Source organism: Sphaerisporangium sp. NPDC049002, assembly GCF_040649355.1.
GTDB lineage: Bacteria > Actinomycetota > Actinomycetes > Streptosporangiales > Streptosporangiaceae > Sphaerisporangium.
In genome coordinates, this window is the sequence record NZ_JBEZFH010000119.1 from 1 (window position 1) to 22203 (window position 22203).

Sequence of the window (22203 nt, forward strand, 5' to 3'; positions counted from 1 at the left end):
CCGACCGCCAGCGCCGTGTCCTCCACCTTCACCCCCAGCGAGGACCTGCCACTGGGGAACGCGGTCGCCACACTGGCCACCCGCACCCCCGAAGACCCGACCGCCCCCACCGCCTCGGCCACCAGATCCGGATACACACACACCGCCGCCACCCCCGGAACCGAGGAATCCCCCGGATCGGGCCGCACCGCCTTGGCACACATCGCCCGCACCTTGCCCGGCGTGTCCGCGCCCTCCAACGTGGTCAGATCGACCATCGAGATGGCCAGATCGATAGCCCGCGCCTTGGCGGTCGTCTTGATCGAACGGGTACCCAGCATCGCGGCACGCTGATCAGCGCCCACGCGATCGACGCCGGGAAGACCATGCAGAAACGCTCGCAGCGCCCTGGAAGACGACGTGACGCCGTCCGGGTCGAAGCGGCCCGCACCCGTGGTGGTGTCGCTCATCTGGATCGTGTCTTTCCCACTCGTGGAAGGGTGGCTGCTCCGCCACCGGGCTTGCGGGGCTGCGCCGTCGAGGCCCGGTCGATGAGCTTGGTGCCAAGGACGATGCGACGGGGGATGTCGTTGTGGTACTCCGAGTCCAACCGGCGAAGGAGCAGCCGCATCGCCAGAACTCCTTGCTCGATCATCGGCCGGTCTATGACGGTGAGCGGTGGCCGGAGCAGAGGGCCGGTGTCCAGGTCGTCGAAACCGATCAGGCTCACCTGCCCCGGTACGTCGACCCGCATGTCGTGGAGGGCCTTGAGGGCGCCGAGGGTCATGAGGTTGTTCGCGGTGAAGACGGCGGTGGGGGGCTCCGGCAGCGACAACAGGGACAAGGCGAGCTGGTAGCCGCTCTGCTCGCGGAAATCGCCGATCAGGTCGTGTTCGGGGGAGACGTCGACGCCCCCGGCCGCGAGCGCTTCCAGGAACCCCTCCCGGCGGCAGCGGCCGGGCGTCGTGTCCGGCGGGCCGCTGATCGCGGCGATCCGGGTGTGGCCGAGCTTGAGCAGGTGCTCGGCCGCCTGCCGGCCTCCGTCGGCGTTGTCGACCAGAACCGCGTCGAAGTGCTCACCGCCCTTCAGATCGCGGTCGATGAACACCAGCGGCACTTCGGCGTCCCTGACGTTCAACGGGCTCCGGTCCCGTTCCGTGGCGGGTGCGAGGATGAGGCCGTCCACCCGGCGCACCATGTCGGCGAGCACGTCGTCCTCTCGCTCGCTGCTCTCGTCGCTGTTGGCGAGCAGGATGCGGTACGACTCCGCCCGGGTGACGGACTCCATCCCCTTGACGACGGCGGCGAAGTAGGGGTTGGTGATGTCCGGGACGACGACCCCGATGGTGTAGGTGCGCCCTGATTTGAGGGACTGCGCCGCGGCACTCGGCGAGTAGCCCAGCTCATCCACGGCCGCCTGGATGGCCTCGGACGAGCGTACCCGCCGGCCACGCAGGAAACGTGAGACGGTCGCGGCGGAAACACCGGCGTGAGCCGCTACGTCATGGATGGTGATCAAGTGCGCTCCCGGTGAAACCGTTGTCACGCAATGGTTGCACTCCTGTCGGTGGCAACGTCAACAGCAAGCAGTCCTCCTGTTGCCGACTTGTTATTCGTCCCGGATCCTCCGAGCTCGGCGCCCGTGGGAGGACGGAATCCCCACCGGCCGGTCCGGATGGCCGCCGATCATGGCCCAGCGAGTGAAATCGATGTCATTACCGGCGTGGCCAGCGGCTTCGGCTCTCGGAGCCCCGTCCCGGCAGTGGACGGACATGTCACGAATTTGTGTCGTTGTGTTACTTCCACTGCCACCCCCTTGACAGCGGATCGACATCAAGGCAATCGTCCTACCTGCAACTATGCGGAGTACCGCCTCATTTCGGGCGGGCATATCTTGCCAAAGGAGTCTCGGTGATCGGTCCTGAAGGACGACGCAGGCGTTGGCGTCTGTCCAACGCCCGGGGGAAACCGTTGTCAGTTTGAGCTCATCACGCGCCGAGACGGCCCCTTCTCACATTCGCCAGCCGGTGCTGTAGCGAGCGCCGCATCGTGCCGGCCTGCCGCACACAGGACGGTTTCGGCCTACCGGCCCGGTCAGGCCAGTGGGCACCGCCGACCGGCACGGGGTTCACGTCCCCTTCGCCAGGTCGTCCGCTCAACCCCCAGAAAGGCTCCTGCCATGCACTCGTCCTTCTCTCGTCGCGCCTTCCTGTCCGGCGTGGGCGGCGTGTCGCTCCTCGCCGCCGGGACCGCGCTGAGCGCCTGCTCATCCTCCTCCACCACCACCTCCGCATCCGGCCCCGCCAAGGTGAACTTCCAGCTCGGATGGGTGGCCAACGTCGAGAACATGGGCCTGTTCATGGCCGACCACGCCGGCTACTTCACAGACGAGCAGCTCGACGTGACGCTGACGCCGGGCGGCCCTTCGGTCGTCGTCGAACCACTCGTGATCAGCGGCAAGGCCATGGTCGGCCTCGACTCCGTCGACACCATCGCCAAGGCGCGCAACGAGGGCGCGGCCCTGAAGATCGTCGCCGCGACCTTGCTGGTCAACCCGACCGCCATCATGTCTCTCGCCTCGGCTCCCGTGAACACGCTCAAGGACCTGGTCGGCAAGCGCCTGGGGGTCCAGCAGAGCGGTGTGGAGATCATGAACAGCGTGTTCAAGTCGAACGGCATCGACCCGGCGAGCGTGACCCTCGTACCGGTGCAGTTCGACCCGTCGCCCCTGGTGGCCGGGGACTGCGACGCGTTCATGTCGATGCTGGTGAACCAGCCGATCCAGCTCGAACTCCAGGGCGTGCAGACGACGGCGTTCACGCTGGACAAATACGGTTACAACGTCTGGGCCGACGTGCTGGTCGTCCGCGAGCAGACGCTCGCCGACAAGGCTCAGCGCGAGCAGATCGTGAAGATCGTCCGTGCCACCGCGCGCGGCTGGCAGGACGCGCTCAAGGACACCGACGCCGCGGCCAAGCTGGTCGTCGAGAAGTACGGCAAGAGCCTCAACCTCGATCTGGAAGCGCAGCAGAAGACCGCGAAGGCGTTCCGATCGGTCATCGAGACCCAGGACGCCAAGGCGAACGGCCTGCTCACCATGAGCCCCGACGGCATCGCGGCCAACATCGCCACCCTGACCTCGCTGGGCGTCAAGGCCACCGCCGAGGAGCTCTTCGACACGAGCGTCCTGCGCGAGGTCTACGCCGGCAAGACCCGCCTCTGAGGACTCCTCACCCGTTCTGACCACCGTCCATTTCGAACAGGAGCGCACCGCAGTGCCTGTCTCGCACACCGAAGATCCCTGGACTCGGGTCACCAGCCTGCGCGGATTCCCCGCCGACGAGCTGATCTCGACCCTGCAGAAGTCCGTGCGCCGCGGCCTGATGGAGAACGCGCTGCTCGTCGCGCGTGAGATGTACGAGAGCAGCGCCGAGCTGGAGGAGGTGATGTGGTCGCGCCTCCTTGTCATGTCGTGCGAGGACACAGGGACCGGCACGTTCGCCGAACCCGTCGTCGTCGACGCCCTGTACCGCATGCACCAGCGCATCTCGCGGGAGTACGGCGACAGGTGGCTGTTCGCGGTGCACGCCGTGCGGTTCCTGGTCAGCCGTACCAAGGACCGCACCACCGACGAGCTCGGGCAGTGGGCCGTCCACATGCTGCGCAGCGGGGAACGGCTCCCCGAGATCCCCGAGTACGCCCTCGACATGCACACCCGCCGAGGGCAGGAGATGGGCCGCGACGTCGCGCACTTCATGCGGGAAGCCTCGAAGGTGGAAAACGAGATCCCCGGCCGCGACACCTCCTATCGCGAGCTGCTCCTCGACATCGTGGCGGAGGGGAAATGGGAAGGGTGACGCCCGCCGCGCACGCGGCCGCCTCGCCTCCCGGCGGTCGGCCGGGCGCGGAGGGCCTGTCCGCGACCGCCGTCAGCAGAACCTTCAACGTCGGGACGACCGAGGTTCCCGCGCTGCGGGACGTCGATCTGCACACCAGGCACGGTGAGTTCACCGCCCTGCTCGGCCCCTCCGGATGCGGCAAGTCGACGTTGTTGCGCATCTTCGCCGGTCTGGAGCGGCCGTCGTCCGGCACGGCGTACGTACACGGCCGTTCTCCCGACGACCTACGGCGCGAGCATCGCATCGGCGTCGCCTTCCAGGACGCCGCCCTGCTGCCCTGGCGCAGCGTAGAGGCCAACATCGCGCTGCCCTTCGAGGTCGCGGGCCGGCCGGTGAGCCGTACGGCCGTGGCCGACCTGGTGCGCCTGGTCGGGCTCACCGGCTTCGAGAAGGCCCGTCCCGCCCAGCTCTCCGGCGGCATGCGTCAGCGGGTGGCGCTCGCGCGCACCCTCGCCGGAGAGCCGGAGGTCATGCTGATGGACGAGCCGTTCGGCGCCCTGGACGAGATGACCCGCCAGCGGCTCAACCTGGAGACGCAGCGGATCTGGCTGGAACGTACGACCACGACCCTCCTGGTCACCCACTCGATCGTCGAGGCGGTGTTCCTGGCCGACACCGTGGTGGTGATGGGCGCACGCCCGGGGCGGATCGTCGACACCGTACGGATCGACCTGCCGCGGCCGCGAGGCGTCGAGGTGACACGCTCGGCGGAGTTCCACGCGCTCTGCGACCGCCTCAGTGAGCGGCTCTTCGGCGAGGGGGACCACGGCGGGGACGACTCGGACCGGGCCGGCTCCCACGAGGACGTCCGGTGAACCAACTCGTGGCGACCCGGCGCGCCGCGTTCACCGCGGGTGCTCGCACCGGTGTCCGGCGCTGGGCGGGCACGGTGTCCGCGATGGCGGGGCTGCTCATCGTCTGGGTGATCCTCGCGCGGGTCTTCGCCGGCCTGCGGGTCGTTCCCTCGCCGTGGGCGGTCCTCCAGGCGATGGGGGACGACCGCCACGTCTACTCGGGCAACGTCGCCACGACGCTGTCCGAGGCGGCCATCGGGTTCTTCTGGGGGAACCTGCTGGCCGTCGTGCTCGCCGCCGTCTTCGTCCAGGTGCCGACCGTGGAGAGGCTACTGCTGCGCATCGCCGTCGCGAGCTACTGTGTACCGCTCGTCGCCATCGCGCCCATCCTCGTCATCGTGCTGCCCGGTGACGTCCCCAAGGAGGCGCTGGCCGGGCTGTCGGTCTTCTTCACCACCTTGACGGCCGCCGTACTGGGACTGCGGTCCGCCGACCGCAGCGCGATCGAGCTCATCCGTTCTTTGGGCGGCGGCTCCTTCATGGTGCTGCGCAAGCTGCGCCTGCTCGCCGCGCTGCCCAGCCTGTTCGCCGGGCTCAAGATCGCGGCACCTTCGGCGCTGCTCGGCGCGATCATCGGCGAGTACCTGGGCTCAAGCAGCGGGCTCGGCGTGATGCTGGTGCAGGCTCAGTCGTCGTTCCAGGTGGCGCGCACCTGGGCGGTGGCGCTCGTCATCTCGGCCCTGGCGGGGTTGGGCTACGCGGTGGTCGCGATCATCGCCCGCCGGTTCACCCCGTGGGCGGCCCGGGACGTGAGCGTGGGCGTGGGCGCCGTGGCATCGCGGGCGTCCGGCGGGCGCCTGCGGTCCCTCCTCACCGGGGCGGCCGGGCTGGCCGGCTCGATCCTCCTCGTCGTGGCCGCCTGGTACGCGGTCGTCCGGGGTTTCGCCCTCGATCCGTACTTCGCCAAGACCCCGGCGGACGTCGCGGCCCACCTGTTCGCCGGTGACGACGCCGCCGAGCATCGGCACCGCCTGCTGGCCGCGCTGGGCACGACGCTGCTCGACGCGGGCGTCGGCTACGTCGTCGGTATGATCGCCGCCTCGCTGGTCGCCGGCGCCCTGGTGGCGTTCCGCGGCGCCGAACAGGTCGTCCTTCCGATCGCCATCGTGTTGCGGTCCATCCCTCTGGTCGCCCTGACGCCACTGCTCGCCCTCGTCTTCGGGCGCGGGCTGCTCGGCGTCACGGTCGTCGTCGCCGTGGTCACCTTCTTCGCCACCCTGGTGACGGTCAGCCAGGGACTGCGCGCGGCCCCCGTGCTCGCCTGTGAGGTCATCACGTCGCTCGGCGGCGGGCAGCTCATGGTCACCAGGAAGGTACGGCTGCTGTACGCGCTTCCCTCGATGTTCGCCTCCGCGCGCATCGCGATCCCCGGGGCGATCGCCGGCGCCACCCTGGCGGAGTGGCTCGCCAGCGGCACCGGGCTGGGCAGCCTGCTCGTCGCGGACTACACCGCCTCCCGCTTCGCGGCGCTGTGGTCGGGTTCCGTGATCATCGTCCTGGTGTCCGTGGCGCTGTACGCCCTGGTCGCCGCCCTGGAACGCCCGGTGGTCGCGCGATACGCGCCGCAGCGGGTGGATTGACCTCCCCGGGAGGGGGTGGCACCGCGACGACTTCGACTCAAAGGACCGGCCGGACCCGCGGGTCCGGCCGGTCCCTGGGTGCCGGTTCACCCCTGGGCTCTGGGGTCCCGGCGGGCCTTACCGGCCTTTCCGGCCGGAACCTTTGAGAGCGCCGGGCTCCTTGTGGACGATGCGCACGGCATCCTGGCCCTTGGGTCGCTGCGGCTCGGCCTTCTCTGGTCCTGGATGGAGCCAGCGGCGCGCGTCCCGGATGAGCGCCGCGCGGGCCTCGTGGTAGCTGTGGAATCTGCGCAGGTGCCGCGTGCGGTAGAGGTCGTCGGCGAAATGATTGTTGTGGTGGTGGCCGTGGTGCCTCCCGTGGTGTCGGTAGCCGCCGCCTCCGCCGTGCTCGGGCGAGACTTCGACGCTCTCTTCCGGGTATTCGTAGTGCTTTTGTGGACGTTGGACGACGTAGCGTACTCGGCGGTGTTTCCGGATTTCCTTTCTGGGCTTCTTCGCGGAGGGAGCCTCTTCTTCGCCGCCTCCGCCGCCTCCGCCGCCGGGTGCCGACGGGAGCAGGAAGAGGGCGTGGGAGCCGTTCTTCGTGGTGCCGGCGTGAGACGCGGCCTGCGCGGGAAGCGCCGGCGCCAGGAGCGCCCCGGCGGTGACCGCCGCGCCGATGTAGGCGAACAGGGACCGGTCGTTGATCATTCGCGTCAGAGACTGCCTGCCTCTAGGTGGATGAATCACCTAAATACCCCCCGTTAGTAAATGCAGAGAATCGAGCGCTGTATCACCATAATGGCGGCACATAGGTGAACTACCCCGTATTAGGGCGGCAACACAGATGATTAATCAGGCAAGTGTGGCGACTGCCGGTTAATGCGGCAAATGGGATATGGCCCCGACGGGCCATTTGTGCGGTATATCGGATGAAGCGCTTTATATCCCCATAACTGGGATGATCTCTCTGAAACGGCCCGGAACTCCTATAGCTCCGGGCAGCCGCCAATCGGTTGATCAGTGGGTACGGCGATGGGGTGCCAGGACCTCGGTGACCTTGGCGATGGCCTCATTGCCGGGTTGACGTAGCGCATGGCGGTGCGGGGTTGGTGGAGGTCGAGCCCGGCGTAGGTGTCGAGCAGGACACGGGCGCGGTCGTAGCCGAGGCGGGCGTGGCCGGTGTGCGGGCGGATGTCGGCGGCGGCCGGGCGCCGGGCCGGGACCGGGCGCCGCTCGGACAGGTCCTCGACGTTCAGCGCCAGGATCTCCGAGGCTCCGGCCGCCGTTTCATAGAGCATCCGCCACAGCGTCTTCTCGCGTAGCCGGATGTCGCGGCGTGACAGTAGCTGGTGGATCGTGGTCTTGGCCACGGCGCTTGTCTCGCCGGCGGTTTCCTTGCGGCGTTCGGCGTCGGCCGGGAGCGACGGCGCGGCCCAGTGCTTTTTGGCCTGGCACCCGGATAACGTGCCGGCGTCGGCCTTGACCACATACCCTCCCAGGGCTCGTTGCCGGGGCCGTGGACCCAGACCTTGTCCTGCAGGGCACAGCAGCAGGAGGTGTCGTTCTCGGTGAAGGTGGCCGGCCCGGCCTCGGTGAGCCGCTGGGTGGCGGCGGCCGAGGTGGTCCATGCGGGTGTCCTGACCCTCCTCGCCCTCGATGAGCACCAGCTTGAGCGGGCGCTCAGCTCAGGCGGTAGGGATGATTCCGAGCTGCTGAAGGACCTTCACACCGTCGTCGAGCCCGAGCTCCTCGACGATGAGACCGTCCTGGATCTTGAGCACCGTCGTGCCGGTGAAGCGGAGCGTCTTGCCGGACGCCGCCGGCGCGGAGCCGATGGGAAGGTCATCGAAGATGATCGGCCCGGTGTGCGTGCCGCCGCCCTCCCACTGGCCGACGACGTAGTCGCCCTCGGCGATGAGGTCCGCGGTGCCCCAGAAGTTGAGGTCCGGGAACGCGGTGCGGAAATTGGTCGCGAACTCGCGCACCTCGTTGCGACCGCGCATGGGCTTGTGCAGCGAGTACTCGAACCGGATGTCCGGAGCGGCGAGCTCGTCGATGATGTCGGGGTTGAAGGGGTTGCCCCAGAACTCCGTAAACCATCGGCCGACAATGGCCTTGTTCTTCTCGAGCGACATGGGTTTGTCCTTTCTGTCGGTAGCCGCCACCGGTCCGCCAGCAGGCGTGGTGACATTTTGAAGACGCTGGTCGAAGCCGATACGTGAGATTGGCGGTGAAGATACGAGGTGCCGAACGCGGTGCTGAGCATTCGCGAGTCGGGCCGCTGAACGACCACGGATTGAAGAGGCGAAGCCTGCTGCGACAGGAATCTCCTCTTGGATGTGCAGACGCGTCCGGTCTAATCCGGTGGGGGCGTGGGCGTCCGTGATGCCTCGGTCATGCGGTCACCTCGGGGGGTGCAGGCCAAGGGCCTTGGAGATGGCCTCTGTCGCCGTGCCATCCCGGACGATCACTCGGTCGATGCCCGCCTCGCAGGCGTTACGCAGAAGTTCGATCTTGAGCACCTGCTCTCCGACACCGAGCGGACGACCCCATCCTCGGCGAAGGTCATCTTCACCCGTGCAGGGCCTCCTGCGTGGGTCGGAAGCCGGGTGTAGGTGCGGCCCGGGATGTCGACTTCTTCGGCTCCTGGGATCGCGTGGGCAGCCAGCATCCGTAGAGCGATCTCAAAGTCAGTGGGACCGTTCGGGATCAGGTGGAGGAGGGTCACGATGTCCAGATTCCAGAGCTGCCCCGTCGATGCGAGCCGAGCAGATGGGTGTCGACGATGCCGATCGCCTCCATGAGCGCGTACATGGTGGTCGGGCCGACGAAGGCGAATCCGCGTCGGCGCAGCTCCTTTGACAACGCGACCGACTCGGCGGACTTCGTGGGGATCTCTGCAAAGGTCTGGGGGCAGGGCGTGCTCTCGGGTCGGAAGGACCACACCAGCTCGGCCAGGCCCATCTCCTCGCGCAGCGTGATGGTGGCGCGGGCATTGGTGATGGTCGCCTGGATCTTCTGCCGGTTGCGCACGATGCCGACGTCGGCCATCAACCGCTCGACATCGGTCTCGGTGTAAGCAGCGATCGCGTCCGGGAGGAAGTTGTCGAATGCCGCACGGAATGCGGGTCGCTTGCGGAGGATCGTTGCCCAGGACAGTCCCGCCTGAAATCCTTCGAGACTGACGCGCTCGTAGACGCCGCGTTCGTCCGTGACCGGCATGCCCCACTCTGTGTCGTAGTACTCGCGCAGCAGAGGGGCAGCGGCTGCCCATGCGGGCCGGGCGAGCCCGTCGTCCCCGACGACGACGCCGGGGTCGGCGGTGGTAGTGCTCGCACCTTGGGTCATTCGATCACCCGTCAAGCCCGGTCATGCGCATCGTGATGTTGATCCGGCCGCGACTGAGTCCGCATCCCTCGGGGGCGGTGCTCTCGTGCACCTTGGTGACACCGTGGTAGGCCAGTCGGGCGGGTCCGCCGAAGACGAAGAGGTCGCCGGAGGCCAGCAGCACGTCGGTATAGGGTTTGCCGCGGCTTTCCGTGTTGCCGAATCGGAACGTGCAGCTATCGCCGATGGACAGCGATACGACCGGGGCGCGGGAGATCTCGTCCTTGTCCTGGTGCATTCCCAAGCGGGCCTCCGCGTCGTAGTAGTTCACCAGCGCGGTGTCGGGTGTATAGGAGCGGATCGCGGCTGCGTCGTGGCCAGTGGCCTTGAGGGCATCCCGTCCCACGCGGATCATCCAGTCGGGGAACGGAAGGACACGGGCGCCGTTCACGTCGGTGGCCTCTCGCGTGTACTTGTACGGTTGCCAGTGCCAGCCCAGACATACGGTGCGCACCGACATCTCGTGTCCGCGGACCTTCGCGGCGCGGATGGGGACAGGGCCTTGCACCCACTCGCGGAACTGATCCACGATCCACTTCTGCTGTTCCCGCGTCAGCCAATCAGGGACCAGGGTGGCGCCCGGGGCGACCTCTCCTCCATCACGCTCGGGGATCTCCGGAGTGAACAGCGCTGTCATCGCTTGCCCTCCGTGTGTGTGAGGTGCACGAGGGAATCGTGCGCAACGAGCCAGGAGGTACCGTCTGCGTTTGCGCCGGTCAGGCCGTCCAGATCGGTCAGTCCGACGAGTGCGAGAGTGCGCAGGTCGCCGATTCCGGCGGTCGCGAGGGTGCGTGCGGGGCTCCAGGGAGTCGACCACAGCAGCCGCCGGGTCATCTGCGCCCAGCCGGTTGCCGGCCCGACCATCACCCACAGGTCGGGGTCGGCGGCGGCGAACCGTGACGCGTGACGCAGCCAGGAGGCCCCGGTCTCGGGCCAGGTGATCGTATCGAGAGTTACGCCTCCTGTGCGATCCCAGGCCGATTCGATCAGGCGTGAGGTCGCAAGGGCGTGAGGGGTGCGGCCGGAGCCGATCACGATATTGCGTGCACGGCGGTCGCGAGCAATTCTGATGACGGTCGCTACCTCGGCATCCGTAGCCGTCAGGTCCGCGTCATAACTCGCTGACGCCTTCAGTAAGGGGGTGGTCAGGGCTTCCATCGTTCGCCGTTCTCCCGGGTGGTCCTCCACGTCTGATAACGGTCCCTGCAGCAGGCTCCGCAGGGGCGGAACCCGGCGGCGACCGCCGTGGCCTCGTCAGCGAAGAAGACCCGGTGCTTCACGTAGCCGCCGCGAGCGATGGCGCGCAGCGCGGCGGGACAATCGAGTCGTCCGTAGATCTTCGAGCACTGATGGCCGCCCCACAGCCCCTTGACCGCGGACCGATAGGGACGCCGTCCGCCCCCAGAAGGGTGTACGTCTTCGTTGCGTCGCTCATGCGGCGTCATGGAAGACGAGAGCGAGGGTGTGACGTTCGCCGGAGCGGATGGCGGATACGCCGTGCCGAACCGGCGCGGCGGACCATCCGCGGGCGGACTTGACGGGTCGGTCGCGGGTGGTGAACAGGTATCCGTGACCGTGCGGCAGCAGCGTGGCCGTGCCCCGAGACTGGGCACGCGGGCGCTGTTCCAGCAGCAGGAACTCGCCACCCGTGTGATCCACGCCGGGCTCGTTGAGGTTGATCACGACCTGCAACGGGAACACGAGGTCGCCGTACAGGTCGCGATGCAGAGCGTTCCAATCCTTCTCGCCGTAGCGGAGCAGGATCGCCGAAGACTTCGTCTGGCCGGCGTCGTGGCACATCTGAAGCCACTCATCAAGCGAGTCCGGCCACGGTGCGGGCCGGCCGAGCTTGGTCCACCAGTCGCGGGCGATGGGAAGCAGCCGCGGGTACAGCGCCTGCTTGAGCCGCTCGATCGGTTCTGGGTACGGGGCGTTGAAGTATCGGTACTGGCCCTCACCGAAGCGGTGCCGGCCCATGTTGACGGTGCTGCGGAACAGGCCGTCCTGCTCGTACAGCTCCCTGATCTCCACGGTCTCCTCCGGGGTCAGCAGTCGCGGCAGCAGTGCGCCGCCATACTCGTTGACCTCTGTGGTGATCGCCTCCCACTCGCCGGACTCGACACGGCTGTACCACCGATCCGTCTTCCTCCCGGTCGCCTTCGCGATGCTCATGCCGCGGCCTCCAGGTTCAGCAGCATGGTCTTGGCCTCGAGTCCGCCGATGTAACCGCCGAGCGTGCCGTCGGTACGCAGCACGCGGTGGCACGGGACGACGATCGGCAGCGGGTTGGTCGCACAGGCGGTGCCCACCGCTCGGACGGCCTTGGGGTTGCCGACGAGCTCGGCCATGTCTCGGTAGCTGCGGGTCTGGCCGTACCCGATCTCGGGCAGATGCGTCTGCACGAGGCGCCGGAATCCGCGAGACAGGGACAGGTCCAGTTTCAGGTCGAAGACCTGGCGGTGCTTGGCGAAGTACTCGTCGATCTCGCGAGCCACTTCGTCCAGCCGCTTCGGGGCGCGCAGGATGCGCGGGCTAAGCTTCTGGCCGAGGGCTTCCAGAACTCGATCGTGGTCCTCGCTGGCGTACGCCACGCGGACCAGCCCCTCCGGGGTAGCGGCGAGCAGCAATCTGCCGACAGGTGAGTCGATGGTGGTGTAAGCGACATCGACGAGATCGGCTCGCTCTGCCGCCTGCTCCAGACGGCGGTGGAGCCGACTGAGAGTGCCGGCGTCCACAGGCGTCGACAGCAGGACGGCCATGTCGTCATCGTGGCGGATGTCGTTCATGATGATGCTCCTCTCGTGATCGCGCCCGGATATTTCTTCCTGAGATTCTTGAGCCCGTCCGCGGCGGCTCTTCGGGCCGCCTCAACGGTGCCGCCGAGGATCTCCGCGATCTCGGCGTATGCCAGCCCCGCCACATAGCGGTAGGCGACAGCCTGGCGTTGTTTGCTCGGGAGCCCTTTCACCGCGGCCCAAAGGTCAGAGTCCCCAGAGTCCGGGATGTCCCGCCCCGTCGGTGCTTCCGGTACCTCGACGACGGGCAGAGGATTCCTTTTCGCGACACGCAGCACGTCGATCGCCCTGCGATGCGCGATCGTCACGAGCCATGCCTCCACGTTCGCCGTCTCAGGCAGGTCGGGATAGGCGCGCAGGGCGGAGAGGAAGGTCTCCGACCATGCGTCGTCCGCGTCGTGCGGGCCGAGGACGACCCGGCAGACGCGCAGCACGGTTGCGCCGTGCTGCGCGACCACGTTCTCGAACGGTTGTTTCATGTCCATCCCATTGACGACATACTTTCGGTGACAAACGTGAGGTTTACGGTCAGAACAACCGTCCAGCGCTGACCGCAGGCGGCTCCTCAAGCTCCAGCAGCGCCTGCTTGCGTTCCAGTCCGCCGGCGTATCCGGTGAGGGAACCATTAGAGCCGACGACGCGGTGGCACGGCACGAAGACGCACAGCGGGTTCGCACCCACGGCCTGTCCGACCCGTTGCGCGAGACTGCGGTCTCCGACCTGCTCGGCGATCCGACCGTAGGTGGTCGTGTCACCACACTGAATGCTCTTCACGATGTCCCAGACGGCGTGCTGGAACGCGTCACCCTCGGCGGCGAGCGGAAGATCGAACTGCCTGCGCCGACCCGCCAGGTAGTGGCGCAGCTGTCGGGCAACTTCGTTCAGCAGCGGGTCCGTGGAGCCGGCCACCTCGGGGCCGAACGTCTCCTGCGAGGGCCGGCGGACGTGGTGCCTGAAGTACAGGCCGGCAATCGTCTCGCCCTTTGCGACGAGCGTGATCGGTCCAAGGCGGGTCTCGATCACGATGTGTCGAGTGCTCATCTGCGTTTCCCTTCTCCTGGCTGGTAGACGTGCGCCGCCCGTAGAACGTGAGATTTCAGATGGTGTCGTTGCCGGTCGCCGTGCTAGGCGGCTGCAGGAAGCCTGCGGAGCTTCTCGTGAAGAAGCGTGCTCGACACACCCGCGGCGTAGGGGAAGCAGACGACTCGCACACTGATCTCGGCGAACAGCGACTCGTAGGCATCCCAGCCCGCCGTGCCCTTCCAATCGCAGAATGCGACGGACCAGCCGCTGCCCCGTGCCCTACGAGAAGCTGTACAGGACGGCGAACGACACGCTCGTGGACTTGGTCTCCTGGCCCCTGAAGGTCACTTGGCCCCCAGGGCTCGCCGGGGTGGCGGCTCCCCGTGGCTACAGGAGGTCCAGGCCGAAACGGCAGCGTCGTGGTGCTGGGCCGGCGCGACCGCGATCGTGGTCAGCCGGTCTTGACGGCGAACGGGCCGCCGGCGACGAACGCGAGCCGCGCGAAGTTCTCGCCGATGCGGCGGTGTCCTGCGGGGTCAGGGTGGACCTCGTCGGGCAACGGCAGTTCGGCGTAGTCCTGCTCGCCGTAAAGGTCGCGGCCGTCGAGGTAGTGCAGGTCCAGGTCGTCAGCCGCCCGTTGCCAGACGATCCGGGCCAGTTCGTCGCGGATGACGTTGAGCGTCAGGCGCCCGGCGGCGCGTTCGGCCGGGTCGCCGGTGGCCTTGAAACGCACGGTCCCACCGTCGAAGTCGGGCGCGAGGGGGCCGGGGGTGTCCTCCTGGACCGGGCACAGGATGGAGGACACGACCAGCAGCGGCGTGCTCGGATGCCCCTCGCGGATGGTGTCGAGGAAGCCATGGACGGCAGGGGTGAAGGCACGCAGGCGCATCACGTCGGTGTTGACGACATTGATGCCGATCTTGACGCTGATCAGGTCCGCGGGCGTGTCCCGCATCGCGCGGGCGGTGAACGGGTCGAGCAGCGCGCTGCCCCCGAACCCCATGTTGACCAGTTCCACTCCGCCCATCGCGGCGGCCAGCGCCGGCCAGATGGCGGTCGGGTGGGCGGCGTTCGAGCCGTGGCTGATGGAACTGCCGTGGTGCAGCCACACCCTGCGCCCGCTGTCCGGCGCCGGCTCGACCGGGGCGTCGGTACGCAGGGCGATCAGCTCGGTGATCTCCGTATGAGGGAGCCAGATCTCGACGTCCTTGTCACGCGCGGGCAGATCGGTGAACCGGGCGGTGCCCGGAGGCCCTTCGCGCAGTTCTACGGACTGGGTGGCCATGTCGATCGTGCGGACCCTGCCGCCGGTCACCGTGGCCTGGGCGGCGAGACGGCCGTCGACCAGCAGGTCGTATACGCCGTCCGCCGGGGCCGGGAGACCTCGGTAGGCCCTCTTGGTCGGCAGGGTGTCCAGTTCGATGGCGGTGGCCCGGGTGCGGAAGGCCAGCCGCACGCCGGACGGCTGGGCCTCGGCCAGCGCCAGTTGGTCGTCAGGGATCTGCCGGCGAGCCCGAGCGGGCAGCCGGTGCGGCAGCAGGCCGTGCGCCGTGCGTTCCACGTCGAGGACGCCGCGCAGGAGGTCCGCGGTGACGGGTGTGGTGATCCAGTCGTGGTCGGTGTTCATCGCCTCAACCTGTCGATCAAGAATTCCGGGTCGTTCAGATGCGCCGGTGCCCGGCCCGCTGATGGTCAGGGCGTGGTCCAGCTCCGCAGCAGGACGTCGAGGGAATCCACGATCCAGGACCAGGATTCCTGCGGGTCGACGGCGGTGTGGCTGAAGCCTCCGCCCATCTCCAGGCTGACGTAGCCGTGGAAGACGCTGCCCAGCATCCGGACCGCGTGGGTCTGGTCCGGCTCCGTCAGGTCATAGCCGCGCAGGATCGCCCGCGTCATCTGCGCGTGCCTGACGCCGGCGCTGGCGGCCGCCGTCGTGGGGTCGAGCCTGAGCCGGGCGGCGGCGTAGCGGCCAGGGTGCTCCCGGGCGTAGTCGCGGTAGGCATCGGCGAAGGCGGCCAGGGCATCCTTGCCGGCGCGCCCGGCCAGGGCGGCGGCGACCCGGTCGGCGAGTTCCTCCAGGGCGAACAGGGCGATCCTGGTCTTGAGGTCCTGGGAGTTCTTCAGGTGCGAGTACAGACTCGCGATCGTGACGTCGAACCGCCGGGCGAGCGCCGAGACGGTCACCTGGTCGAAGCCGACCTCGTCGGCCAGCTCGGCCCCCGCCCGGGTCAGGCGCTCCGGGGTCAGCCCTGCTCGGACCATAACCTTCCTCCCATATAGCGACAGTCATTATGCGTTTGCCTAATGGCTTTAGGCAAATCGAACTGTCGTCAGCGAAGGCACCGGATGAGCAGGAGGTCCGTACCACGTTCGCGTGTCACCGGGGCCGGCTCGCCCCGGTACCGCATTCGGCCGCGTGATCCCCTACTATTCCGGGCTGGTCAATACTCCGGCTACGGTCGCTGAGGTTGCTGCGGGGACAGGGGGATGTGAGCAGTGAAGGCAGGCGGGGGCGGCGACCCGGGCGCGGGACCCATGGACGCCCGGTGGGTGGTGTGGGCGCGGAGGGTGTCCGCCGTGCTGGCCGTCCTGGCCGTGCTGTCGGTGTCGCTGACCGTGGCCGGCACCGCGATCCAGTTGTCGGTGCCGGAGGAGTGGGCGCCATGGCCGCCAACGGCGCCCGACCACGGCGCGGGCCTGACGTTCCCACTGATCGGCGCGTTCCTGATCGCGCACCGTCCCCGCCTGAGGCTGGCCTGGCTGATGTGCGCCGGCGGCCTCGGCTGCGCGGTCAACGTGATGGCGACCGGGCTGCAGTTCGCGCAGGCGTCGACCGGCGACCTGGAGAGCGCGGGGTGGCTGCGCATCCTGGCCGTCGTGGGCTGGACGGCCGGGGGTTGCACGCTGGGGATCCTCATGCCGCTGCTCTCGCCGGACGACCACCTGCCCTCCCGCCGCTGGCTGCCGGTGGCGATCGGCGGCGTGGCCGCGACCGTCATCGACGGCGTGCGCAACATCGTGCGGCCGACGCCGCCCGCGAGCACGTACCGCTGGCCGGAGGTCATCCCGAACCCTCTGGCGATCGAGGCCCTGGCTCCCTACCACACGGTGCTGACGGGCTCACTGGCCCTGCTGATCAACGCCTGTATGGTGCTCGCGGTGCTCTCCCTGCTGGTACGGCTGCGGCACGCGGACTCGACGGCGCGCAGGCAGATCGCCTGGCCGCTGTCGGCGTTCGTCATCTATGCGGCGTTCGTGCTGCTCGGCGAGGACTACTGGCTGCCGGTGACGATCTGGGCCGGGGTGATTCCGGTGGCGATCGCGTTCGCGGTGCTGCGCTACCGCCTGTACGGCATCGACACCGTCATCGGCCGGACCGTCATCGCCACGGGCCTGATCGCCGCGGTCGGCGCGGTGTACCTGGGCACCGGCACCCTGGCCGGGCTGCTGGCGGCGGGCTACGACCAGGTCGCGGGCCTGGCCGCCGCGCTGGCGACGGGCGTGTTCTTCCAGCCGCTGCGCACGCGCCTGCGCCGCCTGACCGACGTGATGCTGTACGGCGAGCACGGCCGGCCCGAGGAACTGGCCAGGAGGCTGGCCCGCGAGGCCGGCGAGACCGAGCCGGTCAACGCGCTGGCCGCCGTCGCGGCGGTGGTCCACGACGGCCTCGGCGTCACCGGTGTCCTGGTCGAGGTCGGCACGGCGGGGCTGCGGGTGGAAATGGGCGCGGCCGGGCCTGATCCGCGCGTCGTGCCGCTGGTGTGGCACGGCGAGCCGGTCGGCCGGATGCTGGTCGGGCCGCCCGGACCGCGTCCCTTCTCCACCGCCCACACCGAACGGCTGATCGCGGCGGCGACCCCGTACGTCGCGGACGTCGCGCACGCCGTGCTGATGGCGGCCGACCTGCAGCGCTCCCGCGAGCGCATCCTGAGCGCACGCGAGGAGGAGCGGCGCAGGCTCCGCCGCGACCTGCACGACGGCCTCGGCCAGGCGCTCGCCAACATGTCGATGTCACTGAACATGGCCCGGCTGCGCCTGCGCGAGGCGCCGACCTCGGCCGACCGGATGCTGCGGGACCTGCGCGGGGGCATGGACTCGGTCAGCAAGGAGGTCCGCGAGCTGGTCTACGGTCTGCGCCCGCCAAGCCTGGACGACCTCGGCCTGGCCGGGGCGGTGGGCGCGCTCGCGGCGGAGCCGGGGCCGCCCGTCGAGGTCGAGGTGGAGGGCGAGACCGGCGACCTCCCGGCGGCGGTGGAGGTCGCGGCGTACCGGATCGCGCAGGAGGCGCTGACCAACGTGCGCAGGCACGCCGAGGCCACCCGGGCCACCGTCACGCTGGCCCGCTCGGAGCACGTGCTGGTCGTACGGGTGCGCGACGACGGCAAGGGGCTGCCCGGGCACCGGCGATCCGGCGTCGGCTTCGCCTCTATGCGCGAGCGCGCCGCCGAGCTCGGCGGCACCTGCGTGATCACCCCGGCCCCCGCGACCGGCACCGGCACCGACATCGGCACCGGGCCCGGAACGCAGGTGGAGGCCGCGCTACCGCTTCCCTAGACCGATCCGCCTACCGATTCGGCTGAGGGTCGTAGGCGAGGTTGGGGCGCAGCCAGCGCTCGACCTCGGGAAGAGGGACACCGCGCCGCAGGGCGTAGTCCTCGGCTTGGTCCTGGCCGATGCGTCCCACACTGAAGTACCGCGACGAGGGGTGAGCGAACAGCAGTCCGCTGACGCTGGCGGCGGGGGTCATCGCGAACGACTCGGTCAGGCCCATGTCGAGTCGCCCGGCGTCGAGCAGGTCGAACAGGTCCCGTTTCTGGCTGTGGTCGGGGCTCGCGGGGTAGCCGAAGGCGGGGCGTATGCCGCGGAAGCGCTCAGCGTGCAGGTCCTCGATCGAGGGATCGGCGTCCGGCTCGTACCACGCACGCCGCGCCTGGAGGTGGATGTGCTCGGCGAACGCTTCGGCGAGTCGGTCGGCCAGGGCCTTCACCATGATCGCCCGGTAGTCGTCGTGCCGCTTCTCGAAGATGGGCGCGAGTTCCTCGGCGCCGTGCACGGCGACGGCGAACCCGCCGAGGTGGTCTCCCGCCGGGGCCAGGTAGTCCGCGAGGCACCGGTTGGGCCGGCCCTCGGGCTTGGCCGACTGCTGGCGCAGCATCGGCAGACGGAGAATCCGATGGTCGCCCGCGCCCTGCGGGGCGGTGGTGACCATGATGTCGTCGCCGTCGGAGTGGGCGGGCCAGAAGCCGTAGACGCCCCGGGCCTGGAACGACCCGTCCGCGATGATCTGGTCGAGCAGGACGTTCGCCTCGTCGTAGAGCTCGCGGGCCTCCGGCTGGTCGAGTATCGCCGGGTACTTGCCCTTCAGTTGCCAGGCGATGAAGAAGAACTGCCAGTCGATCATCGTGCGGAGAGTGGCCAGGTCCGGCTGGACGACGCGGGTGCCGGTGAAGGGCGGGACGGGCAGGTCGTCGAACGGAACCCGCTCATGGTTGGCGCGGGCCCGCGCGAGCGTCAGCAGGGGACGACGCTCCCTGGTCGCGTGCTGCTCGCGAAGGCGCTCCTGCTCGGCGCGGTTGCGCACGTCCAGTTCCTCGGCCCGCTCGGGATCGAGCAGGTCCGAGACCACGCCGACGACGCGGGAGGCGTCGAGCACATGGACGGTGCTGCGGTCATAGGCCGGGGCGATACGGACCGCGGTGTGCTGACGCGACGTCGTGGCGCCGCCGATCAGCAGGGGCAGCTTCAGCCCGCGGCGCTTCATCTCGGCGGCGACGGTGACCATCTCGTCCAGCGACGGGGTGATCAGGCCCGACAGGCCCACGGCGTCAGCGCCCTCGGCGACCGCGGTGTCGAGGATGACGGAGGCGGGGACCATGACGCCAAGGTCGATGACCTCGTAGTTGTTGCAGCCGAGCACGACACCCACGATGTTCTTGCCGATGTCGTGCACGTCGCCCTTGACGGTGGCGAGCACCACTTTCCCGTTGCCGCGGCTGATCTCCGCGCGACCTTCCAGCCGCGCCCGCTCCTTCTCGGCTTCCATGTAGGGCTCAAGATAGGCGACCGCGCGCTTCATCACCCGCGCGCTCTTCACCACCTGCGGCAGGAACATCTTTCCGGAGCCGAACAGGTCGCCCACGGTCTTCATGCCGTCCATGAGCGGCCCCTCGATCACTTCGAGGGGACGCGCCACGTTCAGCCGGGCCTCTTCGGTGTCGGCCTCGATGAAGTCCACGATGCCGTGGACGAGCGCGTACGCCAGGCGCCGCTCGACCGGCGCCTCGCGCCAGGACAGGTCCACCGTACGGCGGGTGCCCGTCCCGCTGACCGTCTCGGCGAAGGCGACGAGCCGGTCGGTGGCGTCGGCGCGACGGTCGAACAGGACGTCCTCGACCAGTTCGAGCAGGTCCGCCGGGATGTCCTGGTAGACCGCGAGCTGTCCCGCGTTGACGATGCCCATGTCCAGCCCGGCCCGTACGGCGTGGAAGAGGAACGCCGAGTGCATCGCCTCGCGCACGACGTCGTTGCCGCGGAAGGAGAACGACAGGTTGGAGATGCCGCCGCTGGTCCGCGCTCCCGGGCAGCGCTGCTTGATCAGCGGCAACGCGTCGATGAACGCCTTCGCGTAGCCGTTGTGCTCGGCGATGCCGGTGGCGACCGCGAGCACGTTGGGGTCGAACACGATGTCCTCGGCAGCGAATCCGGCCCGCTGGGTGAGCAGGTCGTAGGCGCGGGCGCAGATCGACACCTTGCGCTCGACGGTGTCGGCCTGCCCCTGCTCGTCGAAGGCCATGACGACCACACCGGCGCCGTAGCCGCGGATGAGCGCGGCCTGCTCCAGGAACGGGCCCTCACCCTCCTTGAGGCTGATCGAGTTGACCACGCCCTTGCCCTGCACGCACTTGAGCCCGGCCTCCAGCACGCTCCACCGCGAGCTGTCGATCATGATGGGGATGCGGGCGGCCTCCGGCTCGGTCGCGACCAGATTCAGGAACGTGGTCATGGCCCGCTCGCTGTCGAGCAGGTCGGCGTCCATGTTGACGTCGAGCAGGTTGGCCCCACCGCGTACCTGCTCCAGCGCGACGTCGACGGCGGCCTGGTGGTCGCCCGCCTCGACCAGGCGCCGGAACCGCGCCGACCCCGTGACGTTGGTCCGCTCGCCGATCATGACGAATCCCGTGTCCGGGCCGATCTCGAAGGGCTCCAGGCCACTGAACCGGGTACGCGCCGGGGGCGCCGGGACCTGGCGCGGCCGCAGATCGGACACAGCGGCGGCGATCCGCGCGATGTGCGCCGGTGTCGTGCCGCAGCACCCGCCGACGATGTTGACCATGCCGGACGCGGCGAACTCGCCGAGCAGTCGCGCGGTCTCGTGCGGCGTCTGGTCGTAGCCGCCGAACGCGTTCGGCAGCCCGGCGTTGGGATGACACGCCGTGTACGTGCCGGCGAGCCGTGACAGCTCGGCCACATGCGGGCGCAGTTCCTCCGCGCCCAGCGCACAGTTCAGGCCGACGACCAGCGGGTCGGCGTGCTCGATCGAGTTCCAGAACGCCTCGACGGTCTGCCCCGACAGCGTGCGCCCGCTCAGGTCGACGATCGTCACCGAGATCCACAGCGGCAGATGCGGAGCCACTTCGCGTGCGGCGGCGATCGCGGCCTTCGCGTTGAGCGTGTCGAAGATCGTCTCGATCAGCAGCAGGTCCACCCCACCGTCGGCCAGTGCCCGAACCTGCTCGGCGTACGCGGCGCGGACCTGGTCGAACGACACCGCCCGGTACGCGGGGTCCTCCACCCGCGGGGACAGCGAAAGCGTGACGTTCAGCGGCCCGATCGACCCGGCGACGAAACGCCCGCCCACCTCGTCCGCGGCCTGCCGCGCCAGTTGGGCGCCCCGCAGGTTCATCTCCCGCACCAGCGGCTGAAGCGAGTAGTCCGCCTGGCCGATGCTCGTGGCGGTGAAGGTGTTGGTCGTGGTGATGTCCGCGCCCGCCGCGAGGTACTGGCGGTGGACGTCGAGGATGACATCCGGCCGTGTCAGGTTCAGCAGGTCCGGGTCGCCGGCCACCTCATGCGGATGGTCCCGGAACCGCTCACCGCGATAGTCGTCCGCGGTCAGCCCGGCACCCTGCAGCATCGTGCCCCAGGCACCGTCGATCACCACGACCCGCTGGTCGAGAAGCTCCCGCAGGGCCTGGGTCCCCCGGCCCGTCGCGTCGGGTACGGCCACCCGCCCCTGCGCGTCGCCGTGGTCTGTCAGTCTGCTCACCCGTGCACCTCCCGTGATGGAAGGCGCCCTTGGAACATTCGCGGCCGAGCGTGGCGGACCCGGGTCCGTCGCAGCGCCTCTCGGCTTGCTACCGAGGATATAAGAGCGAACGGGCGCGACTCAACGCCCCGTCCGCTTCACAACCGGAATGGGCGAACGCTCGCCGTGACGGGTCGCCAGGAAGCCGTAACAAAATGATCTAGGAATACCGATGATCATCTACAGGTTGATCACCTGTGTGAGGAAGGGCGAGCAGCCGCCGTGGGTCATTCCGGATGAGCTGTGGGCGCGGATCGAACCGTTGTTGCCGGTCTTGCCACTGCTGGCGACGCCTCATCCACTCATCGTTCCGATAGGACTTCTCATGGCGGTCGGGCCCGCGCGGCCTCACAGCCGGGATCTCAGCACGTCGATCTCGCAGCCCGGGGCGAACGGGTC

The 22203-nt window shown here is 68.9% G+C and carries 20 protein-coding genes, 3 pseudogenes and 1 riboswitch; of the genes and pseudogenes, 6 read left to right on the forward strand and 17 right to left on the reverse strand.

The features are described from left to right. Together AB0B89_RS22530 and AB0B89_RS22535 are read right to left on the reverse strand one after the other, a co-directional pair. Positions 1-449 (reverse strand): annotated as a pseudogene (locus tag AB0B89_RS22530) (deoxyribose-phosphate aldolase); the annotation flags it as partial. Further along, positions 446-1498, reverse strand: a complete 1053-nt coding sequence (locus tag AB0B89_RS22535; RefSeq protein WP_358556043.1) for a LacI family DNA-binding transcriptional regulator — start codon at positions 1496-1498, stop codon at positions 446-448. The pseudogene AB0B89_RS22530 and the gene AB0B89_RS22535, both read right to left, overlap by 4 nt. Before the next feature lie 660 nt (positions 1499-2158). Here AB0B89_RS22535 and AB0B89_RS22540 point away from each other — a divergent pair. The 4 genes from AB0B89_RS22540 to AB0B89_RS22555 are packed head-to-tail and all read left to right on the forward strand — an operon-like array spanning position 2159 to position 6312. Beyond that, complete coding sequence (locus tag AB0B89_RS22540; RefSeq protein WP_358556046.1) at positions 2159-3202, forward strand: ABC transporter substrate-binding protein; 1044 nt, start codon at positions 2159-2161, stop codon at positions 3200-3202. A 52-nt stretch (positions 3203-3254) separates the two neighbouring features. Continuing rightward, positions 3255-3836 (forward strand): hypothetical protein, encoded by a 582-nt coding sequence (locus AB0B89_RS22545; protein ID WP_358556049.1) that lies wholly within the window; start codon positions 3255-3257, stop codon positions 3834-3836. Beyond that, the gene (locus AB0B89_RS22550) at positions 3824-4693 is read left to right on the forward strand and encodes an ABC transporter ATP-binding protein (RefSeq protein WP_358556052.1); all 870 of its coding nucleotides are present in this window, start codon (positions 3824-3826) and stop codon (positions 4691-4693) included. Before AB0B89_RS22545 ends, AB0B89_RS22550 begins: the two co-directional genes overlap by 13 nt. After that, positions 4690-6312 (forward strand): ABC transporter permease subunit, encoded by a 1623-nt coding sequence (locus AB0B89_RS22555; RefSeq protein WP_358556055.1) that lies wholly within the window; start codon positions 4690-4692, stop codon positions 6310-6312. Before AB0B89_RS22550 ends, AB0B89_RS22555 begins: the two co-directional genes overlap by 4 nt. A gap of 117 nt (positions 6313-6429) precedes the next feature. Here the strand turns inward: AB0B89_RS22555 and AB0B89_RS22560 are convergent, their stop codons facing one another. The 14 genes and pseudogenes from AB0B89_RS22560 to AB0B89_RS22625 form a co-directional block, all read right to left on the reverse strand. Continuing rightward, positions 6430-7002, reverse strand: coding sequence for a hypothetical protein (locus AB0B89_RS22560; protein WP_358556058.1), 573 nt, complete (start codon positions 7000-7002; stop codon positions 6430-6432). A 278-nt stretch (positions 7003-7280) separates the two neighbouring features. Next, the gene (locus tag AB0B89_RS22565; RefSeq protein ID WP_358556099.1) at positions 7281-7781 is read right to left on the reverse strand and encodes a hypothetical protein; all 501 of its coding nucleotides are present in this window, start codon (positions 7779-7781) and stop codon (positions 7281-7283) included. Next, positions 7764-7985 (reverse strand): annotated as a pseudogene (locus AB0B89_RS22570) (glyoxalase/bleomycin resistance/dioxygenase family protein); the annotation flags it as partial. The pseudogene AB0B89_RS22570 and the gene AB0B89_RS22565, both read right to left, overlap by 18 nt. A gap of 27 nt (positions 7986-8012) precedes the next feature. Further along, a pseudogene (locus AB0B89_RS22575) lies at positions 8013-8429 on the reverse strand (ester cyclase); the annotation flags it as partial. Between the two features lie 589 nt (positions 8430-9018). Beyond that, a complete protein-coding gene (locus AB0B89_RS22580; protein ID WP_358556061.1) occupies positions 9019-9642 on the reverse strand; it encodes a DNA-3-methyladenine glycosylase I in 624 nt (207 codons plus the stop codon). A 4-nt stretch (positions 9643-9646) separates the two neighbouring features. Beyond that, a complete protein-coding gene (locus tag AB0B89_RS22585; protein WP_358556064.1) occupies positions 9647-10318 on the reverse strand; it encodes an alpha-ketoglutarate-dependent dioxygenase AlkB in 672 nt (223 codons plus the stop codon). Then, positions 10315-10839 (reverse strand): hypothetical protein, encoded by a 525-nt coding sequence (locus tag AB0B89_RS22590; protein ID WP_358556067.1) that lies wholly within the window; start codon positions 10837-10839, stop codon positions 10315-10317. The genes AB0B89_RS22585 and AB0B89_RS22590 overlap by 4 nt, the downstream gene beginning before the upstream one ends. Then, a complete protein-coding gene (locus AB0B89_RS22595) occupies positions 10827-11126 on the reverse strand; it encodes an Ada metal-binding domain-containing protein (protein WP_358556070.1) in 300 nt (99 codons plus the stop codon). Before AB0B89_RS22595 ends, AB0B89_RS22590 begins: the two co-directional genes overlap by 13 nt. Further along, positions 11113-11853 carry a 2OG-Fe(II) oxygenase gene (locus tag AB0B89_RS22600; protein WP_358556072.1) on the reverse strand — a complete coding sequence of 247 codons (741 nt, stop codon included), beginning with the start codon at positions 11851-11853 and terminating at the stop codon, positions 11113-11115. Before AB0B89_RS22600 ends, AB0B89_RS22595 begins: the two co-directional genes overlap by 14 nt. After that, positions 11850-12467, reverse strand: coding sequence for a methylated-DNA--[protein]-cysteine S-methyltransferase (locus AB0B89_RS22605; protein ID WP_358556075.1), 618 nt, complete (start codon positions 12465-12467; stop codon positions 11850-11852). The genes AB0B89_RS22600 and AB0B89_RS22605 overlap by 4 nt, the downstream gene beginning before the upstream one ends. Beyond that, complete coding sequence (locus tag AB0B89_RS22610; protein WP_358556078.1) at positions 12464-12934, reverse strand: RNA polymerase sigma factor; 471 nt, start codon at positions 12932-12934, stop codon at positions 12464-12466. Before AB0B89_RS22610 ends, AB0B89_RS22605 begins: the two co-directional genes overlap by 4 nt. 70 nt (positions 12935-13004) lie before the next feature. Continuing rightward, positions 13005-13499 (reverse strand): methylated-DNA--[protein]-cysteine S-methyltransferase, encoded by a 495-nt coding sequence (locus tag AB0B89_RS22615; RefSeq protein ID WP_358556081.1) that lies wholly within the window; start codon positions 13497-13499, stop codon positions 13005-13007. A gap of 451 nt (positions 13500-13950) precedes the next feature. Next, the gene (locus AB0B89_RS22620; protein ID WP_358556084.1) at positions 13951-15126 is read right to left on the reverse strand and encodes a GDSL-type esterase/lipase family protein; all 1176 of its coding nucleotides are present in this window, start codon (positions 15124-15126) and stop codon (positions 13951-13953) included. Between the two features lie 65 nt (positions 15127-15191). Continuing rightward, on the reverse strand, positions 15192-15761 hold the full coding sequence (locus AB0B89_RS22625; protein WP_358556087.1) for a TetR/AcrR family transcriptional regulator: 570 nt from the start codon (positions 15759-15761) through the stop codon (positions 15192-15194). Positions 15762-15995: 234 nt separating this feature from the next. Here AB0B89_RS22625 and AB0B89_RS22630 point away from each other — a divergent pair, with 234 nt between their 5' ends. Beyond that, positions 15996-18053 carry a histidine kinase gene (locus AB0B89_RS22630; protein ID WP_358556090.1) on the forward strand — a complete coding sequence of 686 codons (2058 nt, stop codon included), beginning with the start codon at positions 15996-15998 and terminating at the stop codon, positions 18051-18053. 10 nt (positions 18054-18063) lie between these two features. Here the strand turns inward: AB0B89_RS22630 and metH are convergent, their stop codons facing one another. Further along, entirely contained in the window at positions 18064-21765 is a 3702-nt protein-coding gene (gene metH / locus AB0B89_RS22635) for a methionine synthase (protein ID WP_358556093.1), read from the reverse strand. A gap of 14 nt (positions 21766-21779) precedes the next feature. Beyond that, positions 21780-21853, reverse strand: a riboswitch (S-adenosyl-L-homocysteine riboswitch). Positions 21854-21976: 123 nt separating this feature from the next. Here metH and AB0B89_RS22640 point away from each other — a divergent pair. Beyond that, on the forward strand, positions 21977-22203 hold a 227-nt coding region (locus tag AB0B89_RS22640; protein WP_358556096.1), incomplete at its 3' end, for a hypothetical protein.

What these genes read in the sequence shown, in the direction of transcription:
- AB0B89_RS22560 (WP_358556058.1), bottom strand. Translation starts at nt 7,002, where the DNA reads ATGATCAACGACCGGTCCCTGTTCGCCTACATCGGCGCGGCGGTCACC.
- AB0B89_RS22620 (WP_358556084.1), bottom strand. Translation starts at nt 15,126, where the DNA reads ATGAACACCGACCACGACTGGATCACCACACCCGTCACCGCGGACCTC.
- AB0B89_RS22595 (WP_358556070.1), bottom strand. Translation starts at nt 11,126, where the DNA reads ATGACGCCGCATGAGCGACGCAACGAAGACGTACACCCTTCTGGGGGC.
- AB0B89_RS22550 (WP_358556052.1), top strand. Translation starts at nt 3,824, where the DNA reads ATGGGAAGGGTGACGCCCGCCGCGCACGCGGCCGCCTCGCCTCCCGGC.
- AB0B89_RS22580 (WP_358556061.1), bottom strand. Translation starts at nt 9,642, where the DNA reads ATGACCCAAGGTGCGAGCACTACCACCGCCGACCCCGGCGTCGTCGTC.
- AB0B89_RS22605 (WP_358556075.1), bottom strand. Translation starts at nt 12,467, where the DNA reads ATGAACGACATCCGCCACGATGACGACATGGCCGTCCTGCTGTCGACG.
- AB0B89_RS22625 (WP_358556087.1), bottom strand. Translation starts at nt 15,761, where the DNA reads ATGGTCCGAGCAGGGCTGACCCCGGAGCGCCTGACCCGGGCGGGGGCC.
- AB0B89_RS22600 (WP_358556072.1), bottom strand. Translation starts at nt 11,853, where the DNA reads ATGAGCATCGCGAAGGCGACCGGGAGGAAGACGGATCGGTGGTACAGC.
- AB0B89_RS22540 (WP_358556046.1), top strand. Translation starts at nt 2,159, where the DNA reads ATGCACTCGTCCTTCTCTCGTCGCGCCTTCCTGTCCGGCGTGGGCGGC.
- AB0B89_RS22590 (WP_358556067.1), bottom strand. Translation starts at nt 10,839, where the DNA reads ATGGAAGCCCTGACCACCCCCTTACTGAAGGCGTCAGCGAGTTATGAC.
- AB0B89_RS22585 (WP_358556064.1), bottom strand. Translation starts at nt 10,318, where the DNA reads ATGACAGCGCTGTTCACTCCGGAGATCCCCGAGCGTGATGGAGGAGAG.